22 protein-coding genes and 9 pseudogenes are annotated in these 26,241 nt (G+C 58.3%); 8 read left to right on the forward strand and 23 right to left on the reverse strand.

The genetic code is table 11. The features are described from left to right. Positions 1–43: 43 nt before the first annotated feature. From METH_RS21565 to dctP, 3 genes are all read right to left on the reverse strand, one after another. Entirely contained in the window at positions 44–1,342 is a 1,299-nt protein-coding gene (locus tag METH_RS21565; protein ID WP_024092418.1) for a TRAP transporter large permease, read from the reverse strand. Positions 1,343–1,345: 3 nt separating this feature from the next. Then, entirely contained in the window at positions 1,346–1,855 is a 510-nt protein-coding gene (locus METH_RS21570) for a TRAP transporter small permease (protein ID WP_024092419.1), read from the reverse strand. Between the two features lie 77 nt (positions 1,856–1,932). Continuing rightward, a complete protein-coding gene (dctP, locus tag METH_RS21575; protein ID WP_245603026.1) occupies positions 1,933–2,943 on the reverse strand; it encodes a TRAP transporter substrate-binding protein DctP in 1,011 nt (336 codons plus the stop codon). Positions 2,944–3,053: 110 nt separating this feature from the next. On the opposite strand from dctP, the gene METH_RS21580 reads away from it, so the two are divergent. Then, on the forward strand, positions 3,054–3,692 hold the full coding sequence (locus tag METH_RS21580; protein WP_024092421.1) for a TetR/AcrR family transcriptional regulator: 639 nt from the start codon (positions 3,054–3,056) through the stop codon (positions 3,690–3,692). Here the strand turns inward: METH_RS21580 and METH_RS24210 are convergent. After that, positions 3,686–3,826 carry a hypothetical protein gene (locus METH_RS24210; protein ID WP_024092422.1) on the reverse strand — a complete coding sequence of 47 codons (141 nt, stop codon included), beginning with the start codon at positions 3,824–3,826 and terminating at the stop codon, positions 3,686–3,688. The genes METH_RS21580 and METH_RS24210 overlap by 7 nt on opposite strands. Positions 3,827–4,005: 179 nt before the next feature. Here METH_RS24210 and METH_RS24215 point away from each other — a divergent pair. Both METH_RS24215 and METH_RS24220 read left to right on the forward strand, forming a co-directional pair. Further along, positions 4,006–4,144: pseudogene (locus METH_RS24215) on the forward strand (IS110 family transposase); the annotation flags it as partial. 232 nt (positions 4,145–4,376) lie between these two features. Beyond that, positions 4,377–4,688, forward strand: a pseudogene (locus tag METH_RS24220) (transposase); the annotation flags it as partial. 285 nt (positions 4,689–4,973) lie between these two features. Here METH_RS24220 and METH_RS21590 read toward each other — a convergent pair. Beyond that, positions 4,974–5,294: an ArsR/SmtB family transcription factor gene (locus METH_RS21590; RefSeq protein WP_024092424.1), complete on the reverse strand. Its 321-nt coding sequence runs from the start codon at positions 5,292–5,294 to the stop codon at positions 4,974–4,976. A gap of 94 nt (positions 5,295–5,388) precedes the next feature. Between METH_RS21590 and METH_RS21595 the strand changes: the two genes are divergently transcribed. Both METH_RS21595 and METH_RS21600 read left to right on the forward strand, forming a co-directional pair. After that, the gene (locus METH_RS21595) at positions 5,389–6,708 is read left to right on the forward strand and encodes a pyridoxal phosphate-dependent decarboxylase family protein (RefSeq protein WP_024092425.1); all 1,320 of its coding nucleotides are present in this window, start codon (positions 5,389–5,391) and stop codon (positions 6,706–6,708) included. 274 nt (positions 6,709–6,982) lie between these two features. Beyond that, positions 6,983–8,131, forward strand: coding sequence for an aminotransferase class V-fold PLP-dependent enzyme (locus tag METH_RS21600; RefSeq protein ID WP_024092426.1), 1,149 nt, complete (start codon positions 6,983–6,985; stop codon positions 8,129–8,131). Here METH_RS21600 and METH_RS24225 read toward each other — a convergent pair. Further along, a complete protein-coding gene (locus METH_RS24225) occupies positions 8,076–8,465 on the reverse strand; it encodes a hypothetical protein (protein ID WP_044008830.1) in 390 nt (129 codons plus the stop codon). The genes METH_RS21600 and METH_RS24225 overlap by 56 nt on opposite strands. A gap of 112 nt (positions 8,466–8,577) precedes the next feature. Here METH_RS24225 and METH_RS23625 point away from each other — a divergent pair, with 112 nt between their 5' ends. Next, positions 8,578–8,760: a transposase gene (locus METH_RS23625; protein ID WP_156927570.1), complete on the forward strand. Its 183-nt coding sequence runs from the start codon at positions 8,578–8,580 to the stop codon at positions 8,758–8,760. Between the two features lie 328 nt (positions 8,761–9,088). Here the strand turns inward: METH_RS23625 and METH_RS25060 are convergent. The 4 genes and pseudogenes from METH_RS25060 to tnpA form a co-directional block, all read right to left on the reverse strand. Further along, a pseudogene (locus tag METH_RS25060) lies at positions 9,089–10,062 on the reverse strand (tyrosine-type recombinase/integrase). Then, positions 10,022–10,771 (reverse strand): annotated as a pseudogene (locus tag METH_RS21620) (IS30 family transposase); the annotation flags it as partial. The pseudogenes METH_RS21620 and METH_RS25060, both read right to left, overlap by 41 nt. Beyond that, positions 10,753–11,757, reverse strand: a complete 1,005-nt coding sequence (locus METH_RS21625; RefSeq protein ID WP_245603027.1) for a tyrosine-type recombinase/integrase — start codon at positions 11,755–11,757, stop codon at positions 10,753–10,755. The pseudogene METH_RS21620 and the gene METH_RS21625, both read right to left, overlap by 19 nt. Before the next feature lie 374 nt (positions 11,758–12,131). After that, positions 12,132–12,422 (reverse strand): IS66-like element accessory protein TnpA, encoded by a 291-nt coding sequence (tnpA, locus tag METH_RS21630; RefSeq protein WP_245603028.1) that lies wholly within the window; start codon positions 12,420–12,422, stop codon positions 12,132–12,134. Between the two features lie 64 nt (positions 12,423–12,486). Here tnpA and METH_RS23630 point away from each other — a divergent pair. After that, positions 12,487–12,700, forward strand: a pseudogene (locus METH_RS23630) (transposase domain-containing protein); the annotation flags it as partial. Positions 12,701–12,731: 31 nt separating this feature from the next. Here the strand turns inward: METH_RS23630 and METH_RS21640 are convergent. The 4 genes and pseudogenes from METH_RS21640 to METH_RS21655 form a co-directional block, all read right to left on the reverse strand. After that, positions 12,732–13,418, reverse strand: coding sequence for a winged helix-turn-helix transcriptional regulator (locus METH_RS21640; RefSeq protein WP_156927571.1), 687 nt, complete (start codon positions 13,416–13,418; stop codon positions 12,732–12,734). A 239-nt stretch (positions 13,419–13,657) separates the two neighbouring features. Beyond that, positions 13,658–14,461, reverse strand: a pseudogene (locus METH_RS21645) (transposase); the annotation flags it as partial. Further along, positions 14,448–14,681 (reverse strand): annotated as a pseudogene (locus METH_RS21650) (IS6 family transposase); the annotation flags it as partial. The pseudogenes METH_RS21650 and METH_RS21645, both read right to left, overlap by 14 nt. A 242-nt stretch (positions 14,682–14,923) precedes the next feature. Next, positions 14,924–15,805, reverse strand: a complete 882-nt coding sequence (locus METH_RS21655) for a PhzF family phenazine biosynthesis protein (RefSeq protein WP_084013883.1) — start codon at positions 15,803–15,805, stop codon at positions 14,924–14,926. A 224-nt stretch (positions 15,806–16,029) separates the two neighbouring features. On the opposite strand from METH_RS21655, the pseudogene METH_RS21660 reads away from it, so the two are divergent. Beyond that, positions 16,030–16,443: pseudogene (locus METH_RS21660) on the forward strand (IS6 family transposase); the annotation flags it as partial. A 290-nt stretch (positions 16,444–16,733) separates the two neighbouring features. Here the strand turns inward: METH_RS21660 and METH_RS21665 are convergent. The 9 genes and pseudogenes from METH_RS21665 to phnA all read right to left on the reverse strand — a co-directional run bounded on the left by METH_RS21665 (position 16,734) and on the right by phnA (position 26,233). Continuing rightward, positions 16,734–18,764: a putative 2-aminoethylphosphonate ABC transporter permease subunit gene (locus METH_RS21665; RefSeq protein WP_024092439.1), complete on the reverse strand. Its 2,031-nt coding sequence runs from the start codon at positions 18,762–18,764 to the stop codon at positions 16,734–16,736. Then, positions 18,761–19,888, reverse strand: coding sequence for a putative 2-aminoethylphosphonate ABC transporter ATP-binding protein (locus METH_RS21670; protein ID WP_024092440.1), 1,128 nt, complete (start codon positions 19,886–19,888; stop codon positions 18,761–18,763). Before METH_RS21670 ends, METH_RS21665 begins: the two co-directional genes overlap by 4 nt. Positions 19,889–20,006: 118 nt before the next feature. Beyond that, positions 20,007–21,029, reverse strand: a complete 1,023-nt coding sequence (locus tag METH_RS21675; protein ID WP_024092441.1) for a putative 2-aminoethylphosphonate ABC transporter substrate-binding protein — start codon at positions 21,027–21,029, stop codon at positions 20,007–20,009. Between the two features lie 247 nt (positions 21,030–21,276). Next, positions 21,277–21,552: a glycine cleavage T C-terminal barrel domain-containing protein gene (locus METH_RS21680; protein WP_169731266.1), complete on the reverse strand. Its 276-nt coding sequence runs from the start codon at positions 21,550–21,552 to the stop codon at positions 21,277–21,279. Further along, positions 21,549–21,989 carry an aminomethyltransferase family protein gene (locus METH_RS21685; protein ID WP_024092443.1) on the reverse strand — a complete coding sequence of 147 codons (441 nt, stop codon included), beginning with the start codon at positions 21,987–21,989 and terminating at the stop codon, positions 21,549–21,551. Before METH_RS21685 ends, METH_RS21680 begins: the two co-directional genes overlap by 4 nt. Before the next feature lie 84 nt (positions 21,990–22,073). Continuing rightward, a pseudogene (locus METH_RS21690) lies at positions 22,074–22,361 on the reverse strand (transposase); the annotation flags it as partial. Positions 22,362–22,592: 231 nt separating this feature from the next. After that, complete coding sequence (locus tag METH_RS21695; protein ID WP_024092446.1) at positions 22,593–23,435, reverse strand: DMT family transporter; 843 nt, start codon at positions 23,433–23,435, stop codon at positions 22,593–22,595. Between the two features lie 84 nt (positions 23,436–23,519). Beyond that, the gene (phnY, locus tag METH_RS21700) at positions 23,520–24,968 is read right to left on the reverse strand and encodes a phosphonoacetaldehyde dehydrogenase (protein WP_044008872.1); all 1,449 of its coding nucleotides are present in this window, start codon (positions 24,966–24,968) and stop codon (positions 23,520–23,522) included. A 5-nt stretch (positions 24,969–24,973) separates the two neighbouring features. Beyond that, a complete protein-coding gene (gene phnA, locus METH_RS21705; RefSeq protein WP_024092448.1) occupies positions 24,974–26,233 on the reverse strand; it encodes a phosphonoacetate hydrolase in 1,260 nt (419 codons plus the stop codon). Positions 26,234–26,241 lie beyond the last annotated feature (8 nt).

A 26,241-nucleotide genomic window follows, 5' to 3' on the forward strand; every position in this document is an offset into this window, starting at 1 on the left:
GGGCATTGCCCTGCCAGGCTGTGCCAGATTCTGGAAACCACTCCTAGTAGACGCCTATCAGCCGAGGCAGGAACAGCGATAGCGCTGGCAGGAAGGTTACCGCCAGCATCACCGGCAGCGCAACCCAGAAGATCATCATCAACGCCGGCGCTACTGCCCGGTGAATCGAGACCTTGCCGGTGCGGCAGGCCATATACAGGATCGGCGCAACCGGCGGGCTGTTGGCGCCGATCACAACTGAACAGGCGACAATGGTTCCAAAATGCACCGGATCCACGTCATTAGCCAGCATCAGCGGCAAGAACAGCGGCGCGATCACAACAGTAACCGACAGATCATCCATGATCATGCCGACGAAGATCAGGAAGACATTTACCAGAAGCAGGATCAGAATCCGGTTGTCTGTCAGCCCAGTGACAAATTCTGTCAGCTCCTGCGGCACACCCTCGGCCACCATCACCCGCCCGATCATAAACGAGAACAGCAGAATGAAGATGATCGTGCCGGTGGTCTCGCCCGCTGAAATCAGACTGTCGCGCAGACGGCCAAAGGTCAGATCCCGGTAGATGAAGAAACCGATCAGAATGGCGGTCACACAAGCCACGGCGGCCGCCTCGGTCGGGGTGAATACCCCGCCATAGATGCCCCCCAGGATAATCAGTGGCATCGACAGCGCTGGCAGCGCCTTGTAAGTGATGCTGAAGCCGCTCTCCTGAGTGACCTCCGCGGGCGGCGGCAGGTTCTCGCGAGCGGCAAGAAACCGGCCAGCCATGATTTTGTTGAACAGGATCAGCCCGATCATCAGCAGAAGCCCCGGCACAACAGAGGCTGCAAACAGCGCGGTAATCGACTGGCGGGTGACCACGCCGAACAGGATCATGGTGATCGACGGCGGAATCAGGATGCCCAGCAGCGATGACAGGCCAAGCAGCGCCGCAGTGTAGCCGCGCGGATAGCCGCGGTCAGCCAGCGGCCCGATCATAATTGTGCCGATCGACGCAACCGCAGCGGTCGCGGTTCCTGAGATGGCGCCGAAAATGCCCGAAGACAGTACCAGCGCCGCGCCAAGCCCGCCTTTGCGGCCTTTGACCATCAGCTCCATAAAGCTGATCAGGCGGCGGGCAACGCCGCCGGACTGCATAAGGTAACCCGCCAGCACAAACAGCGGCAAGGCCAGCAAGATAACCGAATCCAGTGACCGGAAACCCTGCAGCAGCAGGGTCAGGGTAGAGACGTCATAAGCCCAGACAAGGTACATCAGCACGCCGGCGAAGCACCAGGCAACTGGCACGCCGAACACCATCAGGACCAACAGGATGAGGATTGCCCAGATCGGCTCCATAGCTCAGGTCTCCCTGCTGGGAATGAACAGTTTCAGAATGCCGGCCACGACATCGCGCAGCGCATATAACGTGGCGGCCGCAGCGGCGAATACGATGGCGCCCTGTCCCGCAAGAAGCGGAATGCCCAGGCCCGGGGTCGTCTGCGGCCGCCGGAAGGACCAGCCCAGCATGTCGCGCGCCAGCGACAGAAAGAACAGACCCAGCACCAGCACAATCACCGCCACCAGCAGTTCATGCAGTGCTTGCAGCCGCGGCGAGGAAATTGCCTGTGCGGTGAAATCCACGACAATATGCTCCTTGTTGCGGGAGGCTAGAACAGCTCCGGTCATGTACAGCCAGATCGCGCATAAGGTGGACAGCTCCAGCAGCCCGACAACGGACCATCCAAACACGAAACGGGACAGGATCAGAAAGGTGATCAGCCCGATAATTGCGGCGGTACTGACGATGATGGCCGCAGCCATAAGGCCCGTAAGTCCGCGGTCCAGAAAGTGAAGCAGTTTCAGCAGCATGAGAATTCCAGCCTTGCAAACAGGGCGGCGGGCAGCTTGCTGGCTGCCCGCCGGAGAGATCTGTACCTCTGGTCAGATCATTTAGCGTGTTCACGCATCTTGCTGAGGATCTCCGGCCCGAGATCCGCTTCCAGCTGGGGCCAGACTTCAGCGCGGACTTTCTCGACCATCGGTTGCAGCTGCTCGTCAGTCAGCTCAAAGTACTCCATGCCGGACTCAACGGCCATGCGGACGTATTTCTCGTCATCGGCCCGGGCCGTTTCGAAGCGCTCCTGCATGACAGTGATAGCGCTGTCGCGGACCAGATCCTGATGCTCTTGGGACAGCCCTTCCATGCTTTGAGCATTGGCGATCAGGCTGCCGGTGACAAAGACGTGCTTAGTGCGGACGTAGTAATCCAGCACGTCGCGGAAGTATTCGTAATCCCAGTAAATCACATTGCCCGCATCACCGTCGACCACACCGGTCTGGATCGAGGTGAAAACCTCCGACCAGTCGATCGCCGCGGTCTGATAGCCCATCGCCTGCAGAGTCTGCGGCATCGGGAAGAACGGCGGAGTACGGACCTTCATACCGTCGGCGCTCTCCAGATCCAGCGCGTAACCACCGCGGGTGGCAACGCCGGCAAACCCTTCCGGCCAGGCCCCGTAATAGCGGATACCGAGGCCCGCAAAGGCGTCGTTCAGAGTTTCGTTGGCCCAGCCGCCGGGCTTGTAGGCTTCGAACGCCTCCTCCCAGGAGGTCACCATGTAGGGGGTGTAAAGCAGCCCGATGCGCTTGTCATAGGAGGTGGAGGGCCAGCTCAGCAGCATGTCCACTTCCCCGGCAACAAACAGGTCGAACAGCTCCAGCTGGCCGCCCAGCTGGTTCTGGTAAAAGACGCGCACATCGATTTCGCCGTCCGAGCCCTCCTCAATCAGCTCAGCCCATCGTTTCAGCGCATTTCCAGACGGCGAGCCTTCGGCGCCCGAGTCCGTTGCAAACTTCAGCGTTGTGCCCGCCGCCGCCTGCGTTGCGAGCAGGACAATCGCCGCTGCGCTTTTCAAAATCCAGTTCATGAACATCACCTTCTCCGTCTGATGCCACATGCGGTTGTCCGCACGCATAACAGTCGTTACGTAAGGTGGATTGTTGCGGTGCGCCGATATAAATTGTCAACACGGAAAACAAAAATGCCGCAGGGGGAAATGCCGGATTCATGGGCACAGCAAAGAAAACAGACCGCAAGGAAACGCCTCTCGAAAAGGCGGATTGGGTTGCGGCCGCCCGCAGTATTCTGGTCAGCGATGGGATATCAGGGCTCAGCTTGCGCCGCCTGGCAGCTGAGCTGGATGCGACAACCGGGGCCTTCTACTGGCTGTTCTCCAACCTTGACGAGCTTTTGCAGGCGCTGCGTGAAGATTGGGTAACTTCAAATTCTGCCGTCTTCAACCGTGTATTCGATGACCCAAAACGCGACTGCCGCCGGAAATATCTTGGCTATGTGCGGGTCTTGCTAAGCGAAACCGACTACGATCCGAAATACGACAATGCGATCCGCGATTGGGCCCATTCCTGCCCGGCAACGGCTGAGGTGCTGAAAAAGGTCGACGCCCGCCGGATCGGCCAGCTGGAAGAGATGTTCAATGACTTCGGGTTTCAGGGCCGAGCAGCCCGGGTGAGGGCTTTGACGACCTATTTCCACCAGAGCGGATATTATCGGATGGGCGTCACCGAATCGCTGGAGGAACGGCTGGCAAATGTCCCGTACTATGCGGAAATCCTGATGAGCAACGATTTTCTGCCACCGGAGCTTGGGGTGGAGGAGATCAAGCGGTTGATTTTCGAATCCTATTGACGGGCAATGCCGTACAGCAGCCGGAACACCTGGCGGCGCCTCAGCCCCAGCATGTTCGCTCCATTCGCAACCGTCAGCCGGCCATCATCGATCTGCGCCAAAACCTTCATGCGGTTCAGTTCGGGCTTGCTCATTGTTACCCATCCCATATCTGCTTCCGCTGCCTGTTCTCATGGCAGGAGAGAGTGACATTCCTGAATTGCTAAAGGGTGACATTTTAGATGGGGTGGTTGCCGCCAATTCCCCTGACGGCATCGCGATGTGCCATGAATGAGAGTGTGAACAACACATTCAAATGGAAAGGACGGCAACCATGACGGAAGATATCATCATCGGCGTTGATCTGGCAAAGAACGTATTCCAGCTGCACGGCGCGGCTGCGGACGGGGCTGTTATTTTCCGAAAGAAGCTCACGCGGGGGCAATTCCATCGCTTCATGGCCGATTATCCGGCATCGCTTGTGGTCATGGGGGCTTGCGGTGGTGCTGTTGATTTTCACTGAGAACTGACCCGGTATTTTCACCGAGATTTGACCCACCCTTGTTTATGTATCAGCGGTTATTTCGTGGTCAATGCTGGCGTCTCCTTCCGTTAAAAGAAGGGCAAAGGTGGACGACTTTTACGCCGACCGCAGCAGGATCATCCCGCCGCTTCCGTGTTCGACTTTCTCACCGCCGTTCTCACCCGTCACTCTTCCGGTCCGGCCGCCAGTTCGGAGCCTTTCTCGGGCTGGTTCCCCGGCAAAATTCGTCTGGCGGCAAAGAGCGGCTGGGACGGATTACCAAAATGGGAGACGGATATTTGCGTAAACTTCTGGTGGTTGTGGCCACAGCCATTCTGAGGCGTGTTGCCGATACGCAAACGCGAACGGCGAATTGGATCCGCAGCCTGCTGGAACGCTAGGCTCCTCGACTGGTCAGTGTCGCAATGGCCAATAAAACTGCTCGGATCATATGGGCGCTCTTGGCGAGAGGGGGAACCTATCGAGCCGCATAAACAGTGAACAACACTGCTGTATTTACGCAGCACGCTGAGATGCAAGGGCAATAGACGTGATGATGATCAAAGCAAGCCGCAGCCAGAACACCCCGTGGCATTGCCAGGACAGACGTAGTCCGGCAACTTGATCGGGACTTGGCACGCGGACTTCATCAGGGCCAGCGGTCATCGGTGCCGCGCAATCAGGCCGGACACATGACCGCAAACCGCGATGATCACTGCGTCAAAAAACTCTTGCTAAACAGGAACCGTCCACACAGGCAATGCCGGTGAACGTCCTGTCTAGAGCTTAAGCTCTGTTCCCATCCGAGCAAGAGCGCCTTTGATGCGCTCCCGGTCCGCTTTGTAGAACACCCAGTTCTTGATCTGCTTTGATGTCACCAGCTTCGCATCAGCCAGGACCTTCATATGCGCGGTCACCGTGGGTTGGGTAAGGTCAATCTTTTGCGTGATAAAGCCAACGCAAACACCGTCCTCAATCAAATCACCATCCCGCTGAGGTGGAAAATACTCGGTCGGTGAAAGGATCCACTTCAGGATTTGAAGCCGGTTTTTATTTCCAAGCGCCTTCAGTACATCCAAGGTTGACGGATCGTTATTCATATTGAAGAATGCCTATATAGAACTTCTTCTATGGAGATATACCGTGTCCGATCCCCTATTGCAATCTCGCAACGTGCTTTCTGTGTCTTTGAAGATGGCCAAGACCTATCTTCAAACAATCCATGACCGAGCTGTCGCAGTATCCGATGAGGCGATTGCCGCCCTGAGCGGGTTCGACACGGACATGCCGACGGCAGCCACGGACCCAACCGAAACGCTGTGCTTGCTCAATACGCTAGGGTCTCCAGCCACGACTGCCACAACAAGTGGGCGGTTCTTTGGCCTAGTAGTGGGTGGCACCTTGCCGGCAGCCTTGGGCGCACGGATATTGACGAGTGCCTGGGATCAGGTCGTCTTTAACGACGCAACCAGCCCTATCGGTGTAAAACTTGAACAGGTTGCGGCAAAATGGCTGCTCGATGTGCTGGGCCTGCCCGCGCAAAGCTCAGTCGGGTTTGTCACGGGCGCGACAATGGCTAATTTCACCTGCCTTGCTGGTGCACGCCACGCGATCTTGGCGCAACAAGGGTGGGATGTACTAGAACGAGGGCTTTGGGGCGCGCCGCGCTTGCGGGTGATAGCGGGAGCGCAAAGCCATGTGACGGTTTTGAAGGCGTTGACGATGCTCGGGGTCGGCACGGATGTTATTGAGTGGGTGCCTTGTGACGAACAAGGCCGGATGGATGCCAACCATCTGCCGGCCCCGGATGAAAACACTATTATTCTTGCTCAGTCTGGCAATGTTAACTCAGGTGCCAGTGATCCCGTTGCGCAGATCGTAGAACGCGCGAATGGCGCTTGGGTGCATGTTGATGGCGCATTTGGCCTTTGGGCCGCGGCGAGTGATACTACCCGCGATCAACTAGCCGGGTATGAGAGTGCAGACAGTTGGGTTGTGGATGGGCACAAGTGGCTCAATACACCCTACGAATGCGGTCTTGCCATTTGCAAACATCCTACCTCGGTCCATGCGGCCATGGCCACACAAGCGCCCTATCTCAAGGTTGGCGGCGATGCCGCGCCAAAAGATATGGTGCCTGAGTTCTCTCGATCCGCGAGGGGGGTCGAGATTTGGGCCGCCTTGCATTCGTTGGGTCGCGACGGGCTGTCCGAGATGATCAATCGGACCAGCGAACACGCGCAGACCTTGGCCGCTGGACTGCGCAAACAGGGATTCGAAGTCCTCAACGAGGTGGTCCTGAACCAAGTCGTCGCGTCGCTGCCTTTGGCAGATGGATGGGCAGCCAAATTGGCAGCAGATGTGCAAAACAGCGGAGACGCATGGTTTGGTCCCACCAACTGGCAGGGGCGAGAAGCGATCCGCTTTTCAGTGTCATCGTGGGCGACAACGGACGGTGACATTCAGCGTACTCTGGATGCTATCGCATGTGCCAAGGAGGGGGTGGGCTTCTGAAGCAGACCTTTGCGAAGTTGACTTGAACGGCGGCTTCGGTTCTCGGCCCGGTCCTTGGCCGGTGAAACCTCGCTTTGTTTTGCCTGAATGGCCGAGGTCTTCAATCCATCGCAGCGCCCCCCCTTTGGCACATTTCGATGCCGTCTGGTGGGGGCCTCCATGCCATCAACGAAACCTGGGGGTACTGTCCCGAATACAATGAAATTGTTGGCTGTTATATCTGAAATAATCAACCGGTTCTATCGGTTGATCTAAGGCAAAGGCATTCCCTCCGATGGCAATCATACCCTCCCAACGGCATCTATTCGACATCCCGGCGGACCTCGCTTACTTAAACTGTTCCTATAATACGCCATTGTTGGTGAAGGCCGGCAAAGCCTTGGTTGAAGGAGCGCTATCCAAGTGCCGGCCATGGGAACGCAAACCCAACCACTTCTTCGATGACGCGGAAGCCTTCCGGGCCGCAGCAGGCCGCGCCTTTGGGGTGAGCGCTGACAATATCGCTGTGACACCCTCTGCCAGTTACGGTGCTTCTACTGCGGCCCGCATTCTTGAAGAACACCTGACAGACGACCACGAGATCATTGTCCTGGATGAGGCCTTTCCGTCGAACTACCTGCCGTGGCAGCGTCTGGGGCAGGTGACGGGCGCCAAATTTGTGGTTGTTCCTACGCCCTCCGACTTTGACTGGACACAAGCCGTTTTGGACCGGATCACGCCCAAGACGAAATTGTTGGCCCTACCGAATTGCCATTGGACGAACGGGACCCTGCTTGACCTCGATCGGATCGCCGAGGCGGCCCGGTCGGTCGGTTCGTATTTCATTCTTGAGGTTACCCAATCTCTTGGGGCTAAGCCCATCGACATTGACACGCTAAAACCAGACTTTTTGATATCAGCCGGGTATAAATGGCTGCTCTGCCCCTATGGTCTGAGCCTGTTCTACGCAGACCCGAAGTGGCACGAGGCCCGCCCGCTGGAAGAAACGTGGCTGAGCCGTGCCGAAGCGGATGTTTTTGAGAACCTTATAAAGTACAACGACCAGTACCAACTTGGGGCGCGGCGTTTCGAAATGGGACAGAAAAACATCCCGTCAGTCCTGCCAGGCGGTGTCGTAGCGCTGGAACAGATCGCCGAGTGGGGCGTGGCGAACATCGCCGAAACGCTTGAGGGAATTAACGACCGGATCGCGGCGATCCTGGAGCCCTACGGGTTCGTGCCTGTCTCCAAGGAAGTGCGGAGCCCTAACATTTTGGGTGCTGGTCTTGAAGGCGGCATCCCTGAGACACTGCTCCCAACCCTGGCTGAGAGGAAAGTGTACCTGAGCCGCCGCGGAAACTCACTGAGGTTCGCTCCATATCTTCATGTCACTGACAATGATCTCGATCGACTGTCAGAGGCCTTGAAAGCTGCCTTCCGATAGAGGTGAGCGCTTTAAGCGCAGCCATTAGCCATTGATGGGCGCCGACAGAGAAACTGAGCGTAAACGCCCGATTTTTACCGCAGCGGGCGATGATGTCGGGCTCAGCGACGAAGTCTTCGAGGAAGCTGTGCCATGCCTCAACGGACACTCGTGCTGATGCCAGCATGTCGCGCAATTCGTCGATGCCCTCGTCGGTCACCTTCGGACGACGGCGCCTCGACTCCCGCGGTTCGGCTGGTTCCGGGGTCTGGTTGTCCGTCTCCGGCTCATCGTCGCCCTCCGGCGGCAGTTCATCCGCCTCGGCGAGCGCAACCAGCAGGTCCTCCAGCGCCAATTCCAGTTGCTCGGTAAGCGCCCGGTTTCTACCGCCTGCCTGATTTTCTCCTGATGTTCTAAGACACGTGCATAACGACGTCGTTACCGACGTGTCTTATGGGGAGTTTGTCATGCGCGGCGAGATCTTGGGCGTTGAACGGCGTCGGCGCTGGAGCGACGAGGAGAAGCTTGCGATCGTCACATCTGTGGGGATCGACGTGGCAACGGTAACGCGGGTGGCACAGCATCACGATGTGACCCGGCAGCAAATTTATGGCTGGCGATACGAGCTGAAGCGGAAGGGTCTATGGTAGCCTGACCGAGGGGCCGTGTTTCTGCCGGTTGACCTCCCGGCGGCCGAGGCGTTAGCAGAGGAACCCATTGCTAGCCTTTCCGTTCCAGTAGAGCTGCGCCTGGCCCACGGGCGGTGCCTCCGGTTTCCCAGTGATCTGGACGCAGGGGTTCTGACCCGTTTGATCCAGGCGGTGGAGGCGGCATGATCGGCCCAGGAACCTGTGTCCGGGTGTATCTTGCCTGCGGCGTCACAGACATGCGCAACTATGTGGCGACGATTATTATGCGGAGCCGAAGTAGCAGACCGGCACTTTTCCTGGCGGTTCCGCCTACATTGACTCCGCATAACTATTCTACCGCGCGAAAAAGCATCGCGAGCAGTTTGTCCGGTGGCCGGAACTTGCCCGGCTTGATGCCGAGCGGCTCCAGAGCGTCAAGCATCTCGAGTTTTTCGGTTGGGTCGGCGCGCAAGTAGATCTCGGTGCTTTGGAGCGTGGCGTGACCAAGCCACAGTGCGACCTTGCGAATGTCCCGGGTCGCCTGAAGCATGTGCATTGCGCAGCTGTGCCGCAGAACATGGGCGTTATCGATTTGGCCTCCAGGGGGGGCGCGATGCGGGCAGCCGTATTGGTGTGTTTCTCGAGAATATATTCGAAACCGGCACGCGTCATCATTCGACCGGCATTGTTCAGGAAGAGCGCGGTGTCGCCAATTTCGGGTCTGATTGCGATCCAGGCGCGAATTGCGGCAGCGGTTTCCTGCCAGAGCGGCAGCACGGGCTCCCTTCGTCCTTTGCCCATGATGTGGATGCTGGCAGGTGACCGCCCGTCAAACTGGTTGAGCCCGACGCTGATGAGTTCAGAAACGCGCAGCCCTCCAGCAAAAGCCAGATGCAGCATGGCTCGATCACGGATGCCCGATGCTGTCCTCCGATCCGGCGTATCGAGCAGCGCTTGTACTTCTGTCCTCGAAAGCGACGCTACAAGCCTCTGATCAACCTTCTTCATTGGAATGGCATGCACCCGAAGCGCCTGGTCCAGCACGGCAGGTACTCGGTGCTCGAGATAGCGAAAGAAGGACTTTACGGCTGCCAGCCTTGCGTTGCGCGTACGGGCCTTGTTGCCTCGCGTCTGTTCGATGTGCTCGAGAAAGGCGAGGATCGTGGGCACGTCGATGTCTTCGATCTGTAGAAGGCACGGCCGCTTTCTCAATCGCCCGGCGGCGAATGTCACCAGCAGTTGGAAGCTGTAGGCATAGGCATCCCAGGTATGAACGGTGGTTTCAACGGATCGACGCAACACAGGCTTGGAAACGCTCGGCAGGTGTTTGGTAGTTGAGCGTCTTTCGAGGTCGTTCGTTGAGCTGCCTGGCGACAGCACTCAGCTTTGCTTGGCTATGTATCGACAAATCAGTGCCCTTTGGAAAGTAATGGCGCAGCAATCGGTTTGTGTTTTCGTTTGTGCCACGTTGCCACGGGCTGTGAGGATCACAGAAGAAGACGTCGATATCGGTCGCCAGAGTAAAATTTCGATGCCCTGACATTTCCGTACCACGGTCCCAAGTGAGCGAGCGATACAGTTCCTTTGGGAGCTTATCTGACTGCTTGATCAGCGCCTGTACAACGCTGTGGCTGTCCTTGTTGCCCACCTTTGCCAACATCACATACCGGGAATGCCGCTCAACCAGGGTCGCGATGAAGCTGTTGCCGGACCCGGCTATCAAATCGCCCTCCCAGTGTCCTGGTACGGCGCGGTCCTCGACATCCGCCGGCCTTTTCCGGATCGATACGGTCTCTCTGATTCGGCCGAGGCCACTGCGCTTCAGGGTGGCATGACGCGACCGACGAATGAACCGCGTTGCTCGCAGATGCGCCAGCAATTCCTTCTTAAGAACGCCGCGCGTTTGGATGAACAGGCCACGGTAGATCGTCTCATGGGAGACGCGCTTGTGCTCATCATCGGGGTGTTCGCGCATCAGCCAGCCTGCGATTTGTTGCGGAGACCATTTGCGGATTAACTTGGCCGATATTGCGCGGTCATTTTAAGCGAGCGGTGGCGTAGAACCGTGCCGACAGCTTCCAATGTGGCCCCCGACCGCAGCATCGAAGTTGCCGCGGAGTGGCGCAGCAAGCTCGCTCCGCTCGATGGCGGATCGGAAATGCCGGCGCGCTTCAAGGCCAGCGCCACAATGGTCGAGACGTGGAATGACTGATCAAATGAGCGGTAAGGGGCGACCATCATGAGAAAGACCGCGTCCTGGGGCACGCGCGGGCGTTCCTGTTCGACATACGCGAGAAGCGCATCGCCTACATCTTGCGGCAATGGCAGCTGAACCTGGCGAAGCGCCTTGCCACTCAACTGCAGCATACCGGCGTTCCAGTCGATATCGCCCAGTCTGAGACCAGCGACATCCCCGGCCCGCAACCCCAGGCGCGCCAGAAGGAGCAGGATCGGCCGGTCCCGCAGGCGCCCCCGGGCAAGCTGATCGCAGGATGCAATGACACGTTCCACATCTGCGGCTGCCAGATACTGCGGCAACGACGAAAGACGCCATTGTATGACCGGCGGAATGGCGTGATCGAGGTTGGGACGGCACAAGCCCGCGCCGGCGAGAAAGCGAAGATAGCTTCGCAAGGCGCTTGTTATGGTTCTCAGGCCGGCCGGACCGGTTTGCCCCCGCCATTTGCGGACAACAATGCGTATCCGGGCAGCATCATAATCGTGGGTCGCTGTACCGAGTTCCGGCAACAGCTTATTGAGGATGTGGATATGACGGGAGACTGTCCGTTCCGCCAAACCCCGATGCAAACGCAGCCAGTGCTGATAGTCGTCAAGCAAGGGAAATTCTGACGCGGCCTTTAACGGCGGAGGTGCGACGCCCGCACCTTTTAGGAAAACAACAAACCTTCTGGCACGTCGCGCATACTTTGGTGAGACATGCTGCCATCGCCGCCCGTCGGGACATTGGCACTGGTGTTCGGCGAAGCGACGAACAACTCCATCATCGACGCTCACCATAGGTATACCGGTGCTTTCCAGCCAAACTGCGAAATGGCGTGCCGGTGCCCTGTAGCCTTCAATGGTCAGCGGCGAATACCTCTGAGGCCAAGCTCGTCCGCGAACTGATCGATCCACAACGAAACCGACCCCGGATCCAGGAACCAGCGATTACGGTACTGGGCAGTCATCTTCTCTCTCCTCAAGGAGTGAAACCATCGCGGGAGAGCATAGTTATGCGGGGCGCATGTGCTTTTTTGTTTTGCCTAACCGTCTGTAAAAACCACAATCAGAGAGACGATGTACACGGCTCCGCATAATAATCGTCGCCACATAGTTGCGCATATCAGTGTGACTGCAGGCCAGGTAAACGCGAATGCCGGTGCCCGGGCCGATCATGCCGCCTCCACCGCCTGGATCAAACGGGTCAGCACCGCCGCATCCACATGGGCATCGACCCGCAAGCTGCGACCATTGCGTAGAACCACCTCAATCAACGCCAAGTTCGCTTCAGGGGCGCACGCTCCCGGCGGTTCCGGCGGCGACGTAATATCGAAGGGCAGGAATTGCGTCGCGTCGTCTGGCGTCAGAAGCCCCTTCCTCCTCAGCTCGTATCGCCAGACATAGATCTGCTGCCGCCTGATCTCGTGGCGCTGTGCGACCTGCGACACGGTCGCGCCGTTCACCCCGACCGAAGGCATTGCCAACTTATTTGCACCCGGTAAACTTGCCCGACATGGGCAGAATGAACGGGAACTGGCCCACACAAGAAAGAACGCACTATTCGGCGGCCATGATGAAGGCGGCCGAGCCTGGGGCCGCATCGCTTCGCTTATCGCCACAGCAAAGATCAATGGCTGAGCCCTTCGCCTACCTCAAGGCCACCCTAGAAGCCATCGCTGCAGGTCACCCCACCAGCCGGGTTGATGAACTACGCCCCTGGAACTTCATTCCGCCAAGCTGATCCCGCGTGGGGCGTGGGCAACGCTTACAATTCATTTGACGTCGGACCCAATTGGCGCGTCCCGTGCGAAAGAGCTCAGGATAAGCCACCGATCAATGCTGCGAGCGATCGAGGCTTTCCCGATCAGGTTGATCCGGTCGTTCTCGATCTCCCTTGTCAGACTGGAATAGCCGAAATAGACCGACACAAGAATCGCCAGTTCACAAGTGATGTAAAGATCGATGTCGTAACCCGGATCGATATAGCAGACATCGACCGGCGCTCGTGGTCTGGCTGTGATCCAATAGTTCTGCTCAGTTTTGGGCTGATCGGGAAAATGCAGTTTGATCACTACTCTACGGGCAGGAAGTGCTTCGGCATCAATGGATCGGCGCAGGTTCCACACGAAAGCGCCAGGTTCGGCGTTGCATACTTCCTCGCTGCTATCTGCATTGCGATAAGCCCATTTGCCGAGCACATCGATGATCGGCTCGAGCTCGACGGCCGCCTGAGTTCGCAGATACTCCACTTTACCAGTAGCCTTATCTTCAACACGCTCGATCAGACCACGATGCTCCAACTCCGCCAACCGCTTGGAAAGCAACGAGGGCGACATTCGCGGGATAGCACGGCGAAAATCGTTAAAGCGGGAAGTGCCCCACCACATCTCAGCCAGAATGTGGATGGTCCAGCGTGGCTGCAACACTTCGCAGGCCATATTGACCGGGCAGTAGAGCATGTTTCTCCTACGGATGGACATCAAGAGATCCCTTTTCTTCAGTGTGCCTAACTTTAACTTTTGCATCTAGTACTAATTTAGTAGCGAATTTAGTTCAGATTTTGCACTAAATAGGGACGGGGGCATTGCCTGTGTGAACGGTTCCTGTTTAGCAAGAGTTTTTGACGCAGTGATCATCGCGGTGTGAACAGGCATGCAATTTTGGCTCTGACTCCGTTTTGGTGCAACTTCGGCCCCTCTCAGATCAGGTCGCTTGAACGAGCCGCGGCTTGAGCAGGTCGATTTCCATACATCTGGCGTTTGAGCGTCTTGAGGCGGTTAATCTGCCCTTCGGTCTGCCCGTTCGACCATGGCTCCCTCAGCGCTGCGGCGACCGCGGCTTGATCGCGCCGCAGCCCACGAGCGAATGCACCGAGCAGCCCGTCCTCCGCTTCATTCAGCCATTCTTCCAGCGCGTCTTCGCGAGCATTGCGTACCATGTCCGTAAACCGGTCGGTCAGCCTTCGGGCTGTGGCGAGAGCTGGCAACGAAGCTTCGATCCTTGCGACTTGGATGGCATCTGCCTTGCACAGATGATCCCGGCCCAAGGTCAGGAGGCGGGCAATCTTGCGCGCGGGCGGCGATTTTTCTGTGCCCGATGGCGCTGCCCGCTCGGCACGGCGCTGGCGCGTGGCCCATTCCCCGACGACACGGAGGCTGCCCTGGAAACCATCGGCCCGCAGCCGGCGCCAGAGTTCGGCGCCGTTCCGGCAGCCGTCCGCCCATTCCCGCTCCAGCCGTGGCAGCCAAGGGGTCAGACTGCTCTCACGGATGCGGAAAACATCCTCGCGTTCCCCACGCAAAATCTGACGGACGAGCTGGCGGCTGAGCCCTGTCTGGCGAACGATCCGCCGGATCGGCACGCCATCATCAGCCATTTGGCGAACCATCCGGTTGGTTTGCTGGCGGCGCAGATAGCCTTCGTATTGCAGCTTTTCAGCGGCCGTCAGCAGCTTTGGATCCAGTGTCTTTGCTCCGATCGCTTTGCGGATGGCAGACATCGCCGGGGCGGGCCTGCCGGCGGCGCAAGTTGCAGGCGATCAGCGACCCGAACTTGCGGGTCCAGCGTCGGACCGTCTCGTAGGAAACATCGATGCCGCGCTCCAGCATCATCTCCGCGACCTCGCGCAGGCTCAGATTGAGACGGACGCACAGCCAGACCGCGTGAGCGATGATCGCGGGCGGGAAGCGGTGGCGTTTGCAGCTGATCGAAGCCTGGGTCATACACTTCGATTACGCTGATGTCGGCACACCGACAACCGGCGCCGCGTTTACGTGACAACACCCTCTAGCCTCATGCCGCAAATTCGCCGCCCCAGGCGTGAATGGCTGTTCTCCGAGATAGAGGCCGTTCACCTAGTCGGGCTTGGACTGGCAGTGAGCGGACGAAGCGGGCTTTCGCTGCGTCATATCCCAAGGTCTGCTTGAGTACGGTTGTTTGGGAGAGTAATTCTCTCCGGCTCATTTTATTTTAGGAAGTATTGGCCCTTCAATCGTGCCTCTGCATGTCCACCAACCCGGACGCTGGCGATATTCCCGGAATGTTCGGTCAAAATAGTTTCCACTCTACTCGCACGGCCCATTTCGAAACCCTGCTCACCTATCATTCTAACCTCGCCGTTGGTTGCTGCGTCGATTCTTCCGGCGCGATGAATGTGGCAGGCCAACGCCCCATTTGTAGTTCCACTCGCAGCCTCTTCCGGATCGCCTACGCCGTGGCACAGGTCGCGCAAACGTACGCGCAACCTGCCTTGTCCACCGCTTTGCCAGCACCACACGCCAATAGTGTCGATGCCTCTTGATGCGCTCAGTCCACGCAGGCCTTCATCGTCCGGTCGCAGGCGCGCGAGTGTCTGTTCATCCGGCACCTCAACGAACACATGCCGTAGGGCCGAAGATGCCGACGCCACATCGATGATAGCCTTGCTCTCAAGTCCTAGAAGCGGCGCAGCCTCTGCGACACTGACTGCATTTAGATCAAAACGGGGGAGCGGCTGGCTCATCCAAATTTTGCCCCCTGAATCTACTTCAACGGGAATTATTCCCGCCCGTGTATGCTGTTCGTAGCGCCCTTCGGTTATGCGTTCGTCCTCGAACATTGCGGCGAAAATGGCGACGGTCACATGTCCACACATGTCCATTTCACGAAGACTGGAGTGATAACGCACATGAAATGATCCATCCTCGTTCTCAGTGACAAAACCCGTCGTTGGAGCGGCTAGATCGGCCGCGATTCTTTGACGGCATTCTGCTGACAGCGGCTCATCTTCATATACGACGCCTCCAATGTTACCTCCTAAGGGGGCAGCCGCGAAAGCAGCGTGCAAAGAGACCGGGAGATTTGGCATCAAGAAAACCTTCTATGCTGGTTTGAACCATCTAACTATCGGACACCAGATACGCAATTAAGTCAGAAAAAGTGAATGTCGCCGCCGACATTCGTTCATGATGCAGCATCTGCCAAAATGGTTTCACTGCCGCCTTGCGGCGCCGCATCGTGTTGATCACCGGGTGTTGTCACGTAAACTCGGCGCCGGTTGTCGGTGTGCCGACATCAGCGTAATCGAAGTGTATGACCCAGGCTTCGATCAGCTGCAAATGCCACCGCTTCCCGCCCGAGATCATCGCTCACGCGGTCTGGCTGTGCGTCCGTCTCAATCTGAGCCTGCGCGAGGTCGAGGAGATGATGCTGGAGCGCGGCATCGATGTTTCCTACGAGACGGTCCGACGCTGGACCCGCAAGTTCGGGTCGCTGATCGCGCGCAACTTGCGCCGCCGGCAGGCCCGCCCCGGCGATGTCTGCCATCTGGATGAAGTCGTGGTGAAGATCGCGGACCGGTCATTCTGGCTCTGGCGTGCTGTCGATCAGGACGGTGTTGTTTTGGATGAAATCCTCCAGTCTCGACGGGACAAGCGCGCGGCAAAGCGGTTTCTGCTGCGGCTGATCAAGCGGTATGGCGTCGTTCCGAAACGGATCATCACGGATATCCCTCACGTGACGATCATATCGCCGCGATCACGGACAAGGTCAGAATCACATGGCAGACAGAGACCCAAATCGGGCGCTGCAAGACAGTGATCGGAGCAAAGCTCCGCAGCCGGGAAATCGAGAGCCAAATCACCGAGACAAACATCGCGATCAAATCCCTGAACCGCATGACTGCCCTCGATCGTGCGGTCTTTGAACGTGTTTCATAAAACCTCGGGGAATGGGGCCGGTTTGTCACGACGCTGTGTCATGCAACAAGGTCCCAGTCTCCAGAAAATCGGTGCGTGCTACTTGTTGCGCCACGCTTGGGTGCGCGTCAGGACGCCGCGGGATGCGATCAGGTGGAAAACACGGGCTGCGGCATTGGTGTAAAAAATCATCATGCCCATGGCCGCAGCCGGCGCAATATCGCCTGCATCATCCATGTTCAGCACCGCAATCGACGCCAGAGAGGTTTTCGGCGAGTACAGAAACACCACCGCCGAGACTGTCGTCATAGCATTCACGAAGAGGTAAATCGAGATATCGAAGATCGCCGGCATGCTGACCGGTACCGTTACCCGGGTAAAGAGCTTGAGGGTAGGCTGCTTCAACGAGGCCGATACGGATTCGAATTCCCGGTCCATCTGCTGCAATGCCGTCGTCGCAGTCAGGTGAGACACGGTATAGAAGTGCGTCACCGTCGAGACCACGAGAATGGCCATTGTGCCATAGATGAAATTGAGCGGATTGTCGGGATTGTTGAAAAAAAAGATATAGGCCAAGCCCAGCACCATCCCCGGGATTGCCATGGGCAGCATGGCAAACATCTGAAACAGCGTGCGTCCGGTTCTGAAGCCATTTGATTTCTCGACAAGGTAGGCACCGAAGAAGACCACCGCTGTCCCGATCACCGCAGTCAGCAGACCGAGTTTGATGGAATTGAAGTACGCCCCCCATCCGCCGCCATCCATCCGGTCGAACTGATAATTGTTGAGGCTGAAGCTCAGGTCATAGGGCCAGAATTTCACCAGCGCCGCGAATTGGCAGACGCCCAGGACACCGAGGATGAAGATTGCGATAAGGCTGGAAAAGCCAAACAGCGTCCAGTCCAGTCTGACGTTCGGCGACGGCGCATAGGGTACGGAGCGTGCTGACAGCAGGGCCACCTGCTTGCTCTGCACCAGCCGGTCAATCGCAAAGGCGACAATCGCCGGAAGGATCAGCACCACTGAAACCACGGCGCCCATCTCAAAGTTCTGCTGTCCGATCACCTGCTTGTAGATGTCCACCGCGAGAACGTTGAATTGCCCGCCGATAACTTTTGGCAGCCCGAAATCGGTGATCACGAGGTTGAAGACGACAAAGGCCGCAGACACCAGACCATAACGTGCGCCGGGAATGGTGACGGTCCAGAACGTCCGCCAAGGGCTGCCACGCAGCACCACCGACGCCTCGTAAAGCCGCGCGTCCGAGATCGAAAGCGCCGTGGAAATGATCAGGAACGCATGCGGAAAGGTAAAGAAAACCGACCCTATGATGATCCCGATAGGGCCATAGATCGACGCCCCGAAGAGCAGCTCCTTCAACATGCCCTGGTTGCCAAAGAGATAGACCAGCGCGATACCGGGCAGCAAGGACGGCACCAGGATGGGCGCCATCGCCACCAGCCGGAACAACCCCTTGAAGCGCATGCATGAGCGGTTGAGCGCATAGGCAAACCAGAAAGCGAGGAAGACGGTGATGACCGTGCTGACCACCGCAATCATGGCGGAATTCTTGATCGAGTTCGACAGCGCCGGCGTGTCGAAATAGGCCTTGAAGTTGTCCAGCCCCCTCGATTCCACCGGGCGCAGCTGCACGCGGCGGAAGGTGTTGCTGTCGAGTTCAACCCAGTCGGTGCCGTCGTTCAGCGTCGATCCGATCAGGAAGCGGCCGCTGTCGGCCGTGTTGCGGAGCCGATAGTTGACCGGGCTGCGAAAGCTGAAGCCGGGAAAGAACTGCGTGACGCCCAGACGACCGTCCGAACCGGCATTGAGGTCGCGGTCCTCCAGTACGTCCAGCCGGGCGTTCAGCGTGGCAAAGGTCGTCGGGTCCGAAAAGTTGCCGCCGGTCTCGTCGCTGACCTGCACCTCATAGGCCGCGAGGTCGAAGGTGTAGGTCGAGAACGATTTGGACAGCATCGCATAGAGCGGAAAGACCATCGTGATCAGCAGATAGAGGCCGATGACGATCATGCTGCCGCGCATGATGATATCATCGCGGGACAGTTTGCCTCGAATGGGCTTGCCGTGAATTGCCTTGCCGGTCGCAGTGTTGGGGAGTGTTGCGTCGCTCATGCGTACTGCTCCGTGCGGGCAAAAGCCATCAGGCGCGCCTTGGGCAATTCGATAAGCATGTTCGACCCTTCCTGCAGGTCCAGCCGCCGAACCGCGTTGATCGAGAAATCGGCAAACAGGTCATTCGCGCCGAAGACTTCGTGCGAAAGGCGACAGCGCCAGAACGATCCGAGGAACTCCATTTCTCCGACCTTCACATCTATCGCGTTGGCCTCGGTCTCGACGATATCGTCCCGCCCGAGAGAATGCGCACTGTCGCCGTGCGGAATGACGTCATTGGGGCGGATCGCCGCGATGATCTGTTCACCATCACCGAAACCATGCGGGGTACAATCCATCACACCGGAACCGAGACGGACCTGATCCTTCGAGACCGCGGTGGCAGGGATCTGGTTCATCTCGCCGATAAAATCGGCCACAAAGAGAGACTGCGGATCGCGGTAGATCTCGGTAGGAGAGCCAACCTGCTCGATCACACCCTGGTTCATCACTACGATCCTGTCCGCCATGGCCAGCGCTTCTTCCTGATCATGGGTCACCATGACCGTCGTGACGCCCAGCTTGCGTTGCAGTTCCTTGATCTCGTGCCGCAGATGCACGCGCACCTTGGCATCCAGCGCCGAAAGCGGCTCGTCCAGTAGCAGAAGCCCCGGATTTGTCGCGATGGCGCGGGCAAGCGCGATGCGTTGCTGCTGTCCACCTGAAAGCTGCGCGGGATATTTCTTGCTCTGTTCCGACAAACCGACAAGCGAAAGCAACTCAGACACGCGGGCCGCGATCTCGGATTTGCTTCGGCCAGTATTTTCGAGTCCGTAGGCCACGTTCTTTTCGATGGTCAGGTTGGGAAACAGCGCATAGGATTGAAAAACGATGCCGAAATCCCGCTCTGACGGTGGCAGTTTGGAAATGTCCCTGCCGCCCTGTGTGATTGTCCCTTGCGATTGCAGATTCAGACCAGCAATGGCACGCAGCAACGTTGTTTTGCCGCACCCCGAAGGCCCGAGAAAGCAGATTAACTCACCCTCTTCGATCTCGAGAGTGATGTCTTCCAGCGCCAGGAAATTGCCAAAATATTTCCACAGGTTCTCGATTTTGAGATATGCACCATTGCCGTTAATCTGCACGTCTGTTTCCTTTCAGGCGAGAAGGACGCAGCTCAGGCGCGCGCCTCTTTTACGCAGTCGGTGGGGATCGGAAATAAGAGGGCGCCCGACAAAGGGGCGCCCTCATAATAATGGCGCGTCAGTTCAGGTCCGACTTGCCATCATACCGGCTCTGCCATTCCTTCAGGATGGCAGCCCGGTTGTTCGCCGCGAACTCGAAGTCATTATTGATCATTGCGTCGACAAGGTTTTCGGGGAAATGCTCGACCGGTTTCGCCACACCGGGATAGGCCACGACAGCGTAGCCCTCATTGTACATCTCGTTCGCTTCCTTGGTCACGGAGAAGTCGAGCAGCTTCTGCGCCGCTTCAAGCTGGTCGGTGCCGGCCACGATTGCGGTGGCTTCCATGTCCCAGCCCACACCTTCGCTGGGCACGATGATTTCGAGCGGGGCGCCGGCTTCCTTGGATTTCGCACCCCGGAAGGCAAATGAGATGCCAATGGGAATTTCGCCGGCGGCTGCCAGTTTGCAAGGTGCGGAACCGGAATGTGTATAGCGCGCGATGTTCTCATGCAACGCGTCCATATACGCCCAGCCGTCCTCTTCGCCAAAGAGCTGCAACCAGCTGGACACATCGAAGTAACCTGTCCCGGACGAGGCCGGGTTCGGCATTATGATGTGACCTTTGTACTGCGGGGCGGTCAGGTCCGCCCAGGAGGTCGGCGGGGTCAGGCCCAGCTTCTCGGATTCGATGGTGTTATAGCAGACCGACGCGACCCAGGCGTCCATGCCCACCCATGCCGGCGGGTTGACCTGATCGACGAATTTCGGATCGAGCTCTTCCACGCCTTTGGGTGCATAGGCTTCGAGCATGCCTTCGGATTTCAGCATCAAAAGCGAGGATGCCGCCAGACCCCAGACCACATCTGCCTGAGGGTTGTCACGTTCTGCTAACAGCTTGGCCGTGATAACACCGGTCGAGTCGCGCACCCAGTTGATGGTGATGTCAGGATGGCTTTTGTTAAAGGTTTCGGCATAGCGTGCCAGATCCTCGGCCTCGATCCCGGTATAGACCGTCAGCTCCGCCTCGGCGTAGGCCGCGCCAGCCACAAGCGTGGCCGTTACGGCACCCGCGATGGCCGCCTTGATTGGAAATGTCATCCGTATCTCCCTGGTTGCATGCTGTCTTTTTAACTAATTCGCCTGGGTAACATTCTGACAAGATTCCGCGACAAACAAAATTGATAATTCTTGTCTTACCATAGGCTGAGGTAATATATATTCGCCGCGTGGGATGCGCAGACCCGGTGAACCCGTCAAAAGAAAGCCGAGCGCTTCGGGCTGTTCACCCGGCGACCGGCCATGTCGTTCGACATCAGCGATGGGTCCGCCGAAACGACTCCTCCCATCAACAATAAATGAAGCTCAGGCGCGCGCGGGACGCCGTCGGATCGTAGGGCGTTCGCAGATAGGCGTTCGCTGCGCTACCCAATCCGGCAGTGTCGATCTCGAAATTCTGGTTTTCCACAAAGGCTTTGTCGATCTTCACCTCGGCGTGCACATTGCAAAGTGCAACGGCCCCGCCCAGCGTGTGAGCATAGCCGGCCGAACGCACCTCGCCGATTTCCACACCATCGTGCAGCACCGCTTCGCCGCCCCACAACTGAATCTCGGGATCCCTCACGACCAGCTGCAGGATGCGCGGTTGAGATCCGTCGGATCCTCCTTAGCAGCGAGCAGAGCTTCCATGCCGACAAAGCCTCCGGGTTTGTCGAAATCGACGGCAAAACTCAGCCCGGCCTGCATCGGCATAATATCCGGGGTAAGTTCACGGCTCCAGGCGCAAAAGCCTTTTTCCAAGCGCAGCCCGTCGCGGACGTAATAACCGGCATCGCGGACTCCATATGCCGCCGTGGCCTGCATCACCGTTTCGTAGACACCGGCCATAAATTCGGTCGGCACGATCAACTCCCACCCCAATTCGCCGACATAGGCCATCCGGTTGGCCATGGCCGTGGCGTAGCCGCAATCAATCGTTTGACCGGTCCCGAAAGCAAATCCTTCGTTTGAAAGATCAGCCTTGGTGACCGCCGCCAGCACATCGCGCGACTTGGGGCCCATCACCGCCAAGAGCGACCATGAGGACGTAACGTCGGTCAGAAAAACATGGGCCTAAAGGCTCAAAGGTCGTAACGACGTTTCCTGCTATCTCAGCTTCATGAGTTCGTCCCTGAAGGCTTCAGCCAGTGTGCGCCATCCGGGGCATTTTCCGGGTGTGCCGTTCAAGCGGTCGCAAATCGCCTTCATTGAGCGATTTGAGAGCGCGGCCACCGGCGTATCCCGCGGCAGGTACCGGCGCGCCCGCTTGTTGAGGTTCTCGACGGACCCTTTCTGCCAGGGGGTCCGGGGATCGCAAAACCACGCCTCCGTTCCGATCCCAGGCTCGAGCTTGTGCCAGCTCCGGAACTCGATCCCTCTGCCGAAGGTGATGGCGCTGACCGCGGAAAACCCGGACATCAGAAGCCCGGCGGCGGCCGGGCTTTGCAGGATGGTCGCGAGCACGAGCCCCGAGACAGCCGCGCTCACCGGTTGCGGCTTGCGGTCAGGACCCGTTGGAAGACGGACCGCAGGCGCGTTCAGTCGCCGTACGGACCATGCGCACCGCATAGAGCAGCAGCATCGTCGCGCCCATCAATTCGATGACAGATGACAGGATTTGCATGATCAGCCCCTCGCGCCGACCGAAAGGACCACGCCGGAGGCCACGACCACTGCGGCTACGATCCGGTTGCGGCGCGGGCCTTCGGCAAACCACAGGACACCGATCAGGGCTGCAAAAATCACCGAGGTTTCGCGCAAGGCCGACACGATGCCAAGCGGGGCGGTTGTCTTTGCCAGCAGAACCAGCCCGTAGGCCGCGCCCGAGACGAACCCGCCGATCAGACCGATCCAGATCGCCTTGGGCGACATGACGCGAAACCGGGACCAGCGCGTGCCGAATATGTAAAGCACGACAAAGATCTCGGCGGCAAAGATCCAGCCGATATAGCCCCCCGGATTATTCGAGACCCGCACGCCGATACCGTCGACGATCGAGTAGCTTGCAATCACCACGGCGAGGCCCACAGCTGCCACCAGACCGCTGCGGGCCGCTTGACCGGCGAAAGTCTCACCGGCCAGCAACATGATCCCCCCGGACACGGCGAAGATCCCGATCCAGGCCATCATCGGCAGGTGTTCATCCGCCCAGACCAGCGCCCCCAGAGCAATCAGGACCGGGGCAACTCCGCGCGCGACCGGGTAGACGACACTCAAGTCTCCGGTGCGATAAGCCACGTTCAGCAAAACGTAATATCCCCAGTGAATGACAGTGGTCGCCACGATAAATGGAAAGGCTGCGCTGTCCGGCATTCCGTAGAGGTAAATCAGCACAGCCCCAGGCACGACATGGCCCGAGGCGATGAGGCCTAAGACCAGCGCCCTGTCGCCGGCGCCCTTGACGATGGCATTCCACAAGGCGTGAAGAAAGGCCGCAAATATCACAATGAAAAAGGTTTCAGCGCTCATATTGCGGTCTGTGTGCAGGTCGCCGTATTGGCGGCAGGGAAGGCCGAGGCCGCGGGGGCCCGGCTTGTTAATTCGATCCTCACGCTATTCAGGCCAGGGCAGGGAGTAGGTCTTGACGTTGGTGAAGAATTTCATCGCTTCGATGACACCTTCCTTGACCCCGTTTCCGCTGTCCTTGATGCCACCGAAAGGCGACATCTCGATCCGGTAACCCGGCTGTTCCCAGATGTTGCAGGTGCCGACATCAAGACCGTTGATATAGGCAATCGCACGATTCAGGTCGTTGGTGCAAACCCCCGAGGACAGTCCAAAATCGGTCGAGTTCGAGATCGCCATGACCTCTTCATCAACGTCTGGCACCCGAACGATCGGGATGATCGGGCCAAACGTCTCTTCCATCACCAGTTCGCTGTCATGGGGCACATGGTCCACGACAATCGGCGGCAGGAGAGCGCCGCGGCGTTCCGGATGATAGAGGATCTTCGCGCCATCCTTTTCCGCCTGTAGAACCCTGTTTTCGAACAGCTCTGCCGCCTGCGAATGGATCACGCAGCCCAGTTCCGTCTCCGGGTCGCGCGGATCTCCAAACTTGATCTTCTTGGCTTTTTCCAGCACCAGCGGCACGAATTTCTCGGCCACGCTCTCCTGTACCAAGATGCGCTTGATAGCGGTGCAGCGTTGGCCCGAATTGCCGGTGGCCCCGGCCACGGCAATGGTAGCGGCTTTGTCGAGTTCGGCGTCAGACAGATCATTGCAGATGATCAGCGGGTCATTCCCGCCCAGCTCGAGCGCCTGCCGCTTGTAGCCTGCCTTGGCAGCGATGATCTTACCCACCGGCACCCCACCGGTAAAGGTGATGATGTCGATGTTGTCATTGGTGATCATCTCATCGCCGATATCCTGCGGCATGCCGGTCACCACCTGGAACATCTCTGGCGGCAGACCCGCCTCGTACAGGATGTCCGCCAGCGCGATGCAGGTCAGCGGCGTCAGCTCCGTAGGCTTGCAGACCATGCAGTTGTTGGTGGCGATCGACGGCGCGATCTTGTGGCTGACCATGTTCAGCGGGTGGTTGAACGGCGTGATCGCCGAGATCGTGCGGACCGGCTCGCGCTTGGTGAAGATCTTTCGGGCCTTACCGTTGTGCGTCAGATCGCAGGAAAAGATCTCGCCATCGTCCTTCATCGCCTCGGCCGCGGCGAATTGGTAGACATCCTGCGCCCGCTTGGTTTCATAGATCGCATGCTGGTGACAGATGCCCAGCTCCAGCGTCAGCCATTTCGCCAGATCGTCGCGCCTTTCGCCGATCAATTCTCCTGCCCTCTGCAGGATCTGACTGCGCTCGTAGCGGCTCAGCTTGGGTTTGTAATTGGCCGCGATCTCGAACGCCTTGCGGGCATGTTCGGCGGTCCCGGCGGGCACGGTGCCTATTACCTCATCGGTATAAGGATAGAGCACCTCGACCACATCATCGGTAAAGACAACCTCGCCACCGATGCGCATGCCTTCGTTGCGGATGTCCGTTTTCGTCATCGTGTTCATGCCGTTGCCTCTTCAAGAGCGGCCGCCTTTGTTGCAAAGAAGAAGGCGTCGAAGTTGCGCAGGACCGGCGCCGAGGGCAGATCCAGAACCCGGTTGCAAATAAACGGAACCTCCTGTTCGGTCAGGCCACCGTGGCTGCGCAGAGGCTCGTTCAGGGCTGCCAGATCATGTCGGTGCTCGGAGGTGCCAATGGTCATGTTCTCGGTCGAGATCATCACGATGTCACCGATCCGGTCGGCAGGCAGCTCAAAACGGCCGACAGCCTCGCTGCGGGTCATCACCTCCAGAATTTCGGGCTGTGCCGCGAGTTTGGCGATGATGTCCGCCACGCCGGCGCCCTCTGGCAGATAGGCAGTGCCGAAACCACCCAGCGCGCCGTGGTGCACCACATAAGGGTCGGTGATCGGCAGGATGACACGCGCGGCGGCTTCGCCTAGCCATTCGTCCAGCAGGTCCTGGACGTAAATCACCTGAGGGGCGCCATTGGCGTCATGCTTGGGCTTCATGCCGTGATCGGCCGTCACGACAATGGCCGCACCCAGCGCGTCGAGCTGACCGAGGTATTTGTCGAACATCTCGTAGAAGGCCTTGGCTTCGGCCTGATCGGGGGCGTATTTGTGTTGCACGTAATCCGTGGTGGTCAGGTACATCACATCGGGTTTCCACTCTTCGAGCAGTTTCACGCCGGCGGCGAAGACAAACTCCGAGAGCTCAGCCGAGTAAACCTCGGGCTGTGCCATGCCCAGCCATTTGCTGGCTTTCTCCTGTCCGTGCTCGGCACGTGTCGAGCTGTCGGATTTCTCAGCCGAGAAGCATTTGGCACGGTCGTCTTCGAATTTCAGACCTGCGCCCAGCAACGCCCGCAACTTATCTTTGGCGGTGACGACGGCCACCCGGGCGCCGGCCTCGTAGAACTTGGCAAAGATTGTCGGCGCGCGCAAAAAGCGCACGTCATTCATCATCACCTCTTCACCGGTATCCGGTTCAAAAAGATAGTTGCCGCAGATCCCGTGCACAATCGGAGGACGCCCGGTGGCAATCGAGAGGTTGTTGGGGTTGGTGAAAGAGGGGATGACCGAATGCGCAAGCCGATCCGTGCCTTGTTCCTTCATCCGCTTAAGCGTCGGCATAAGCCCGTCGGCGATTGCCTTGTCCAGGTACTCTGGCTCACAGCCATCAAGACAGATCGCAATCGCACAGGTGCTGGGCGTCGAATAGGTGCGGTCGTTCGCCTCGACCGGAGAAGTGATGGTCATTCTGATAT

The sequence above is a fragment of the Leisingera methylohalidivorans DSM 14336 genome, assembly GCF_000511355.1.
Taxonomy (GTDB): Bacteria; Pseudomonadota; Alphaproteobacteria; order Rhodobacterales; family Rhodobacteraceae; genus Leisingera; species Leisingera methylohalidivorans.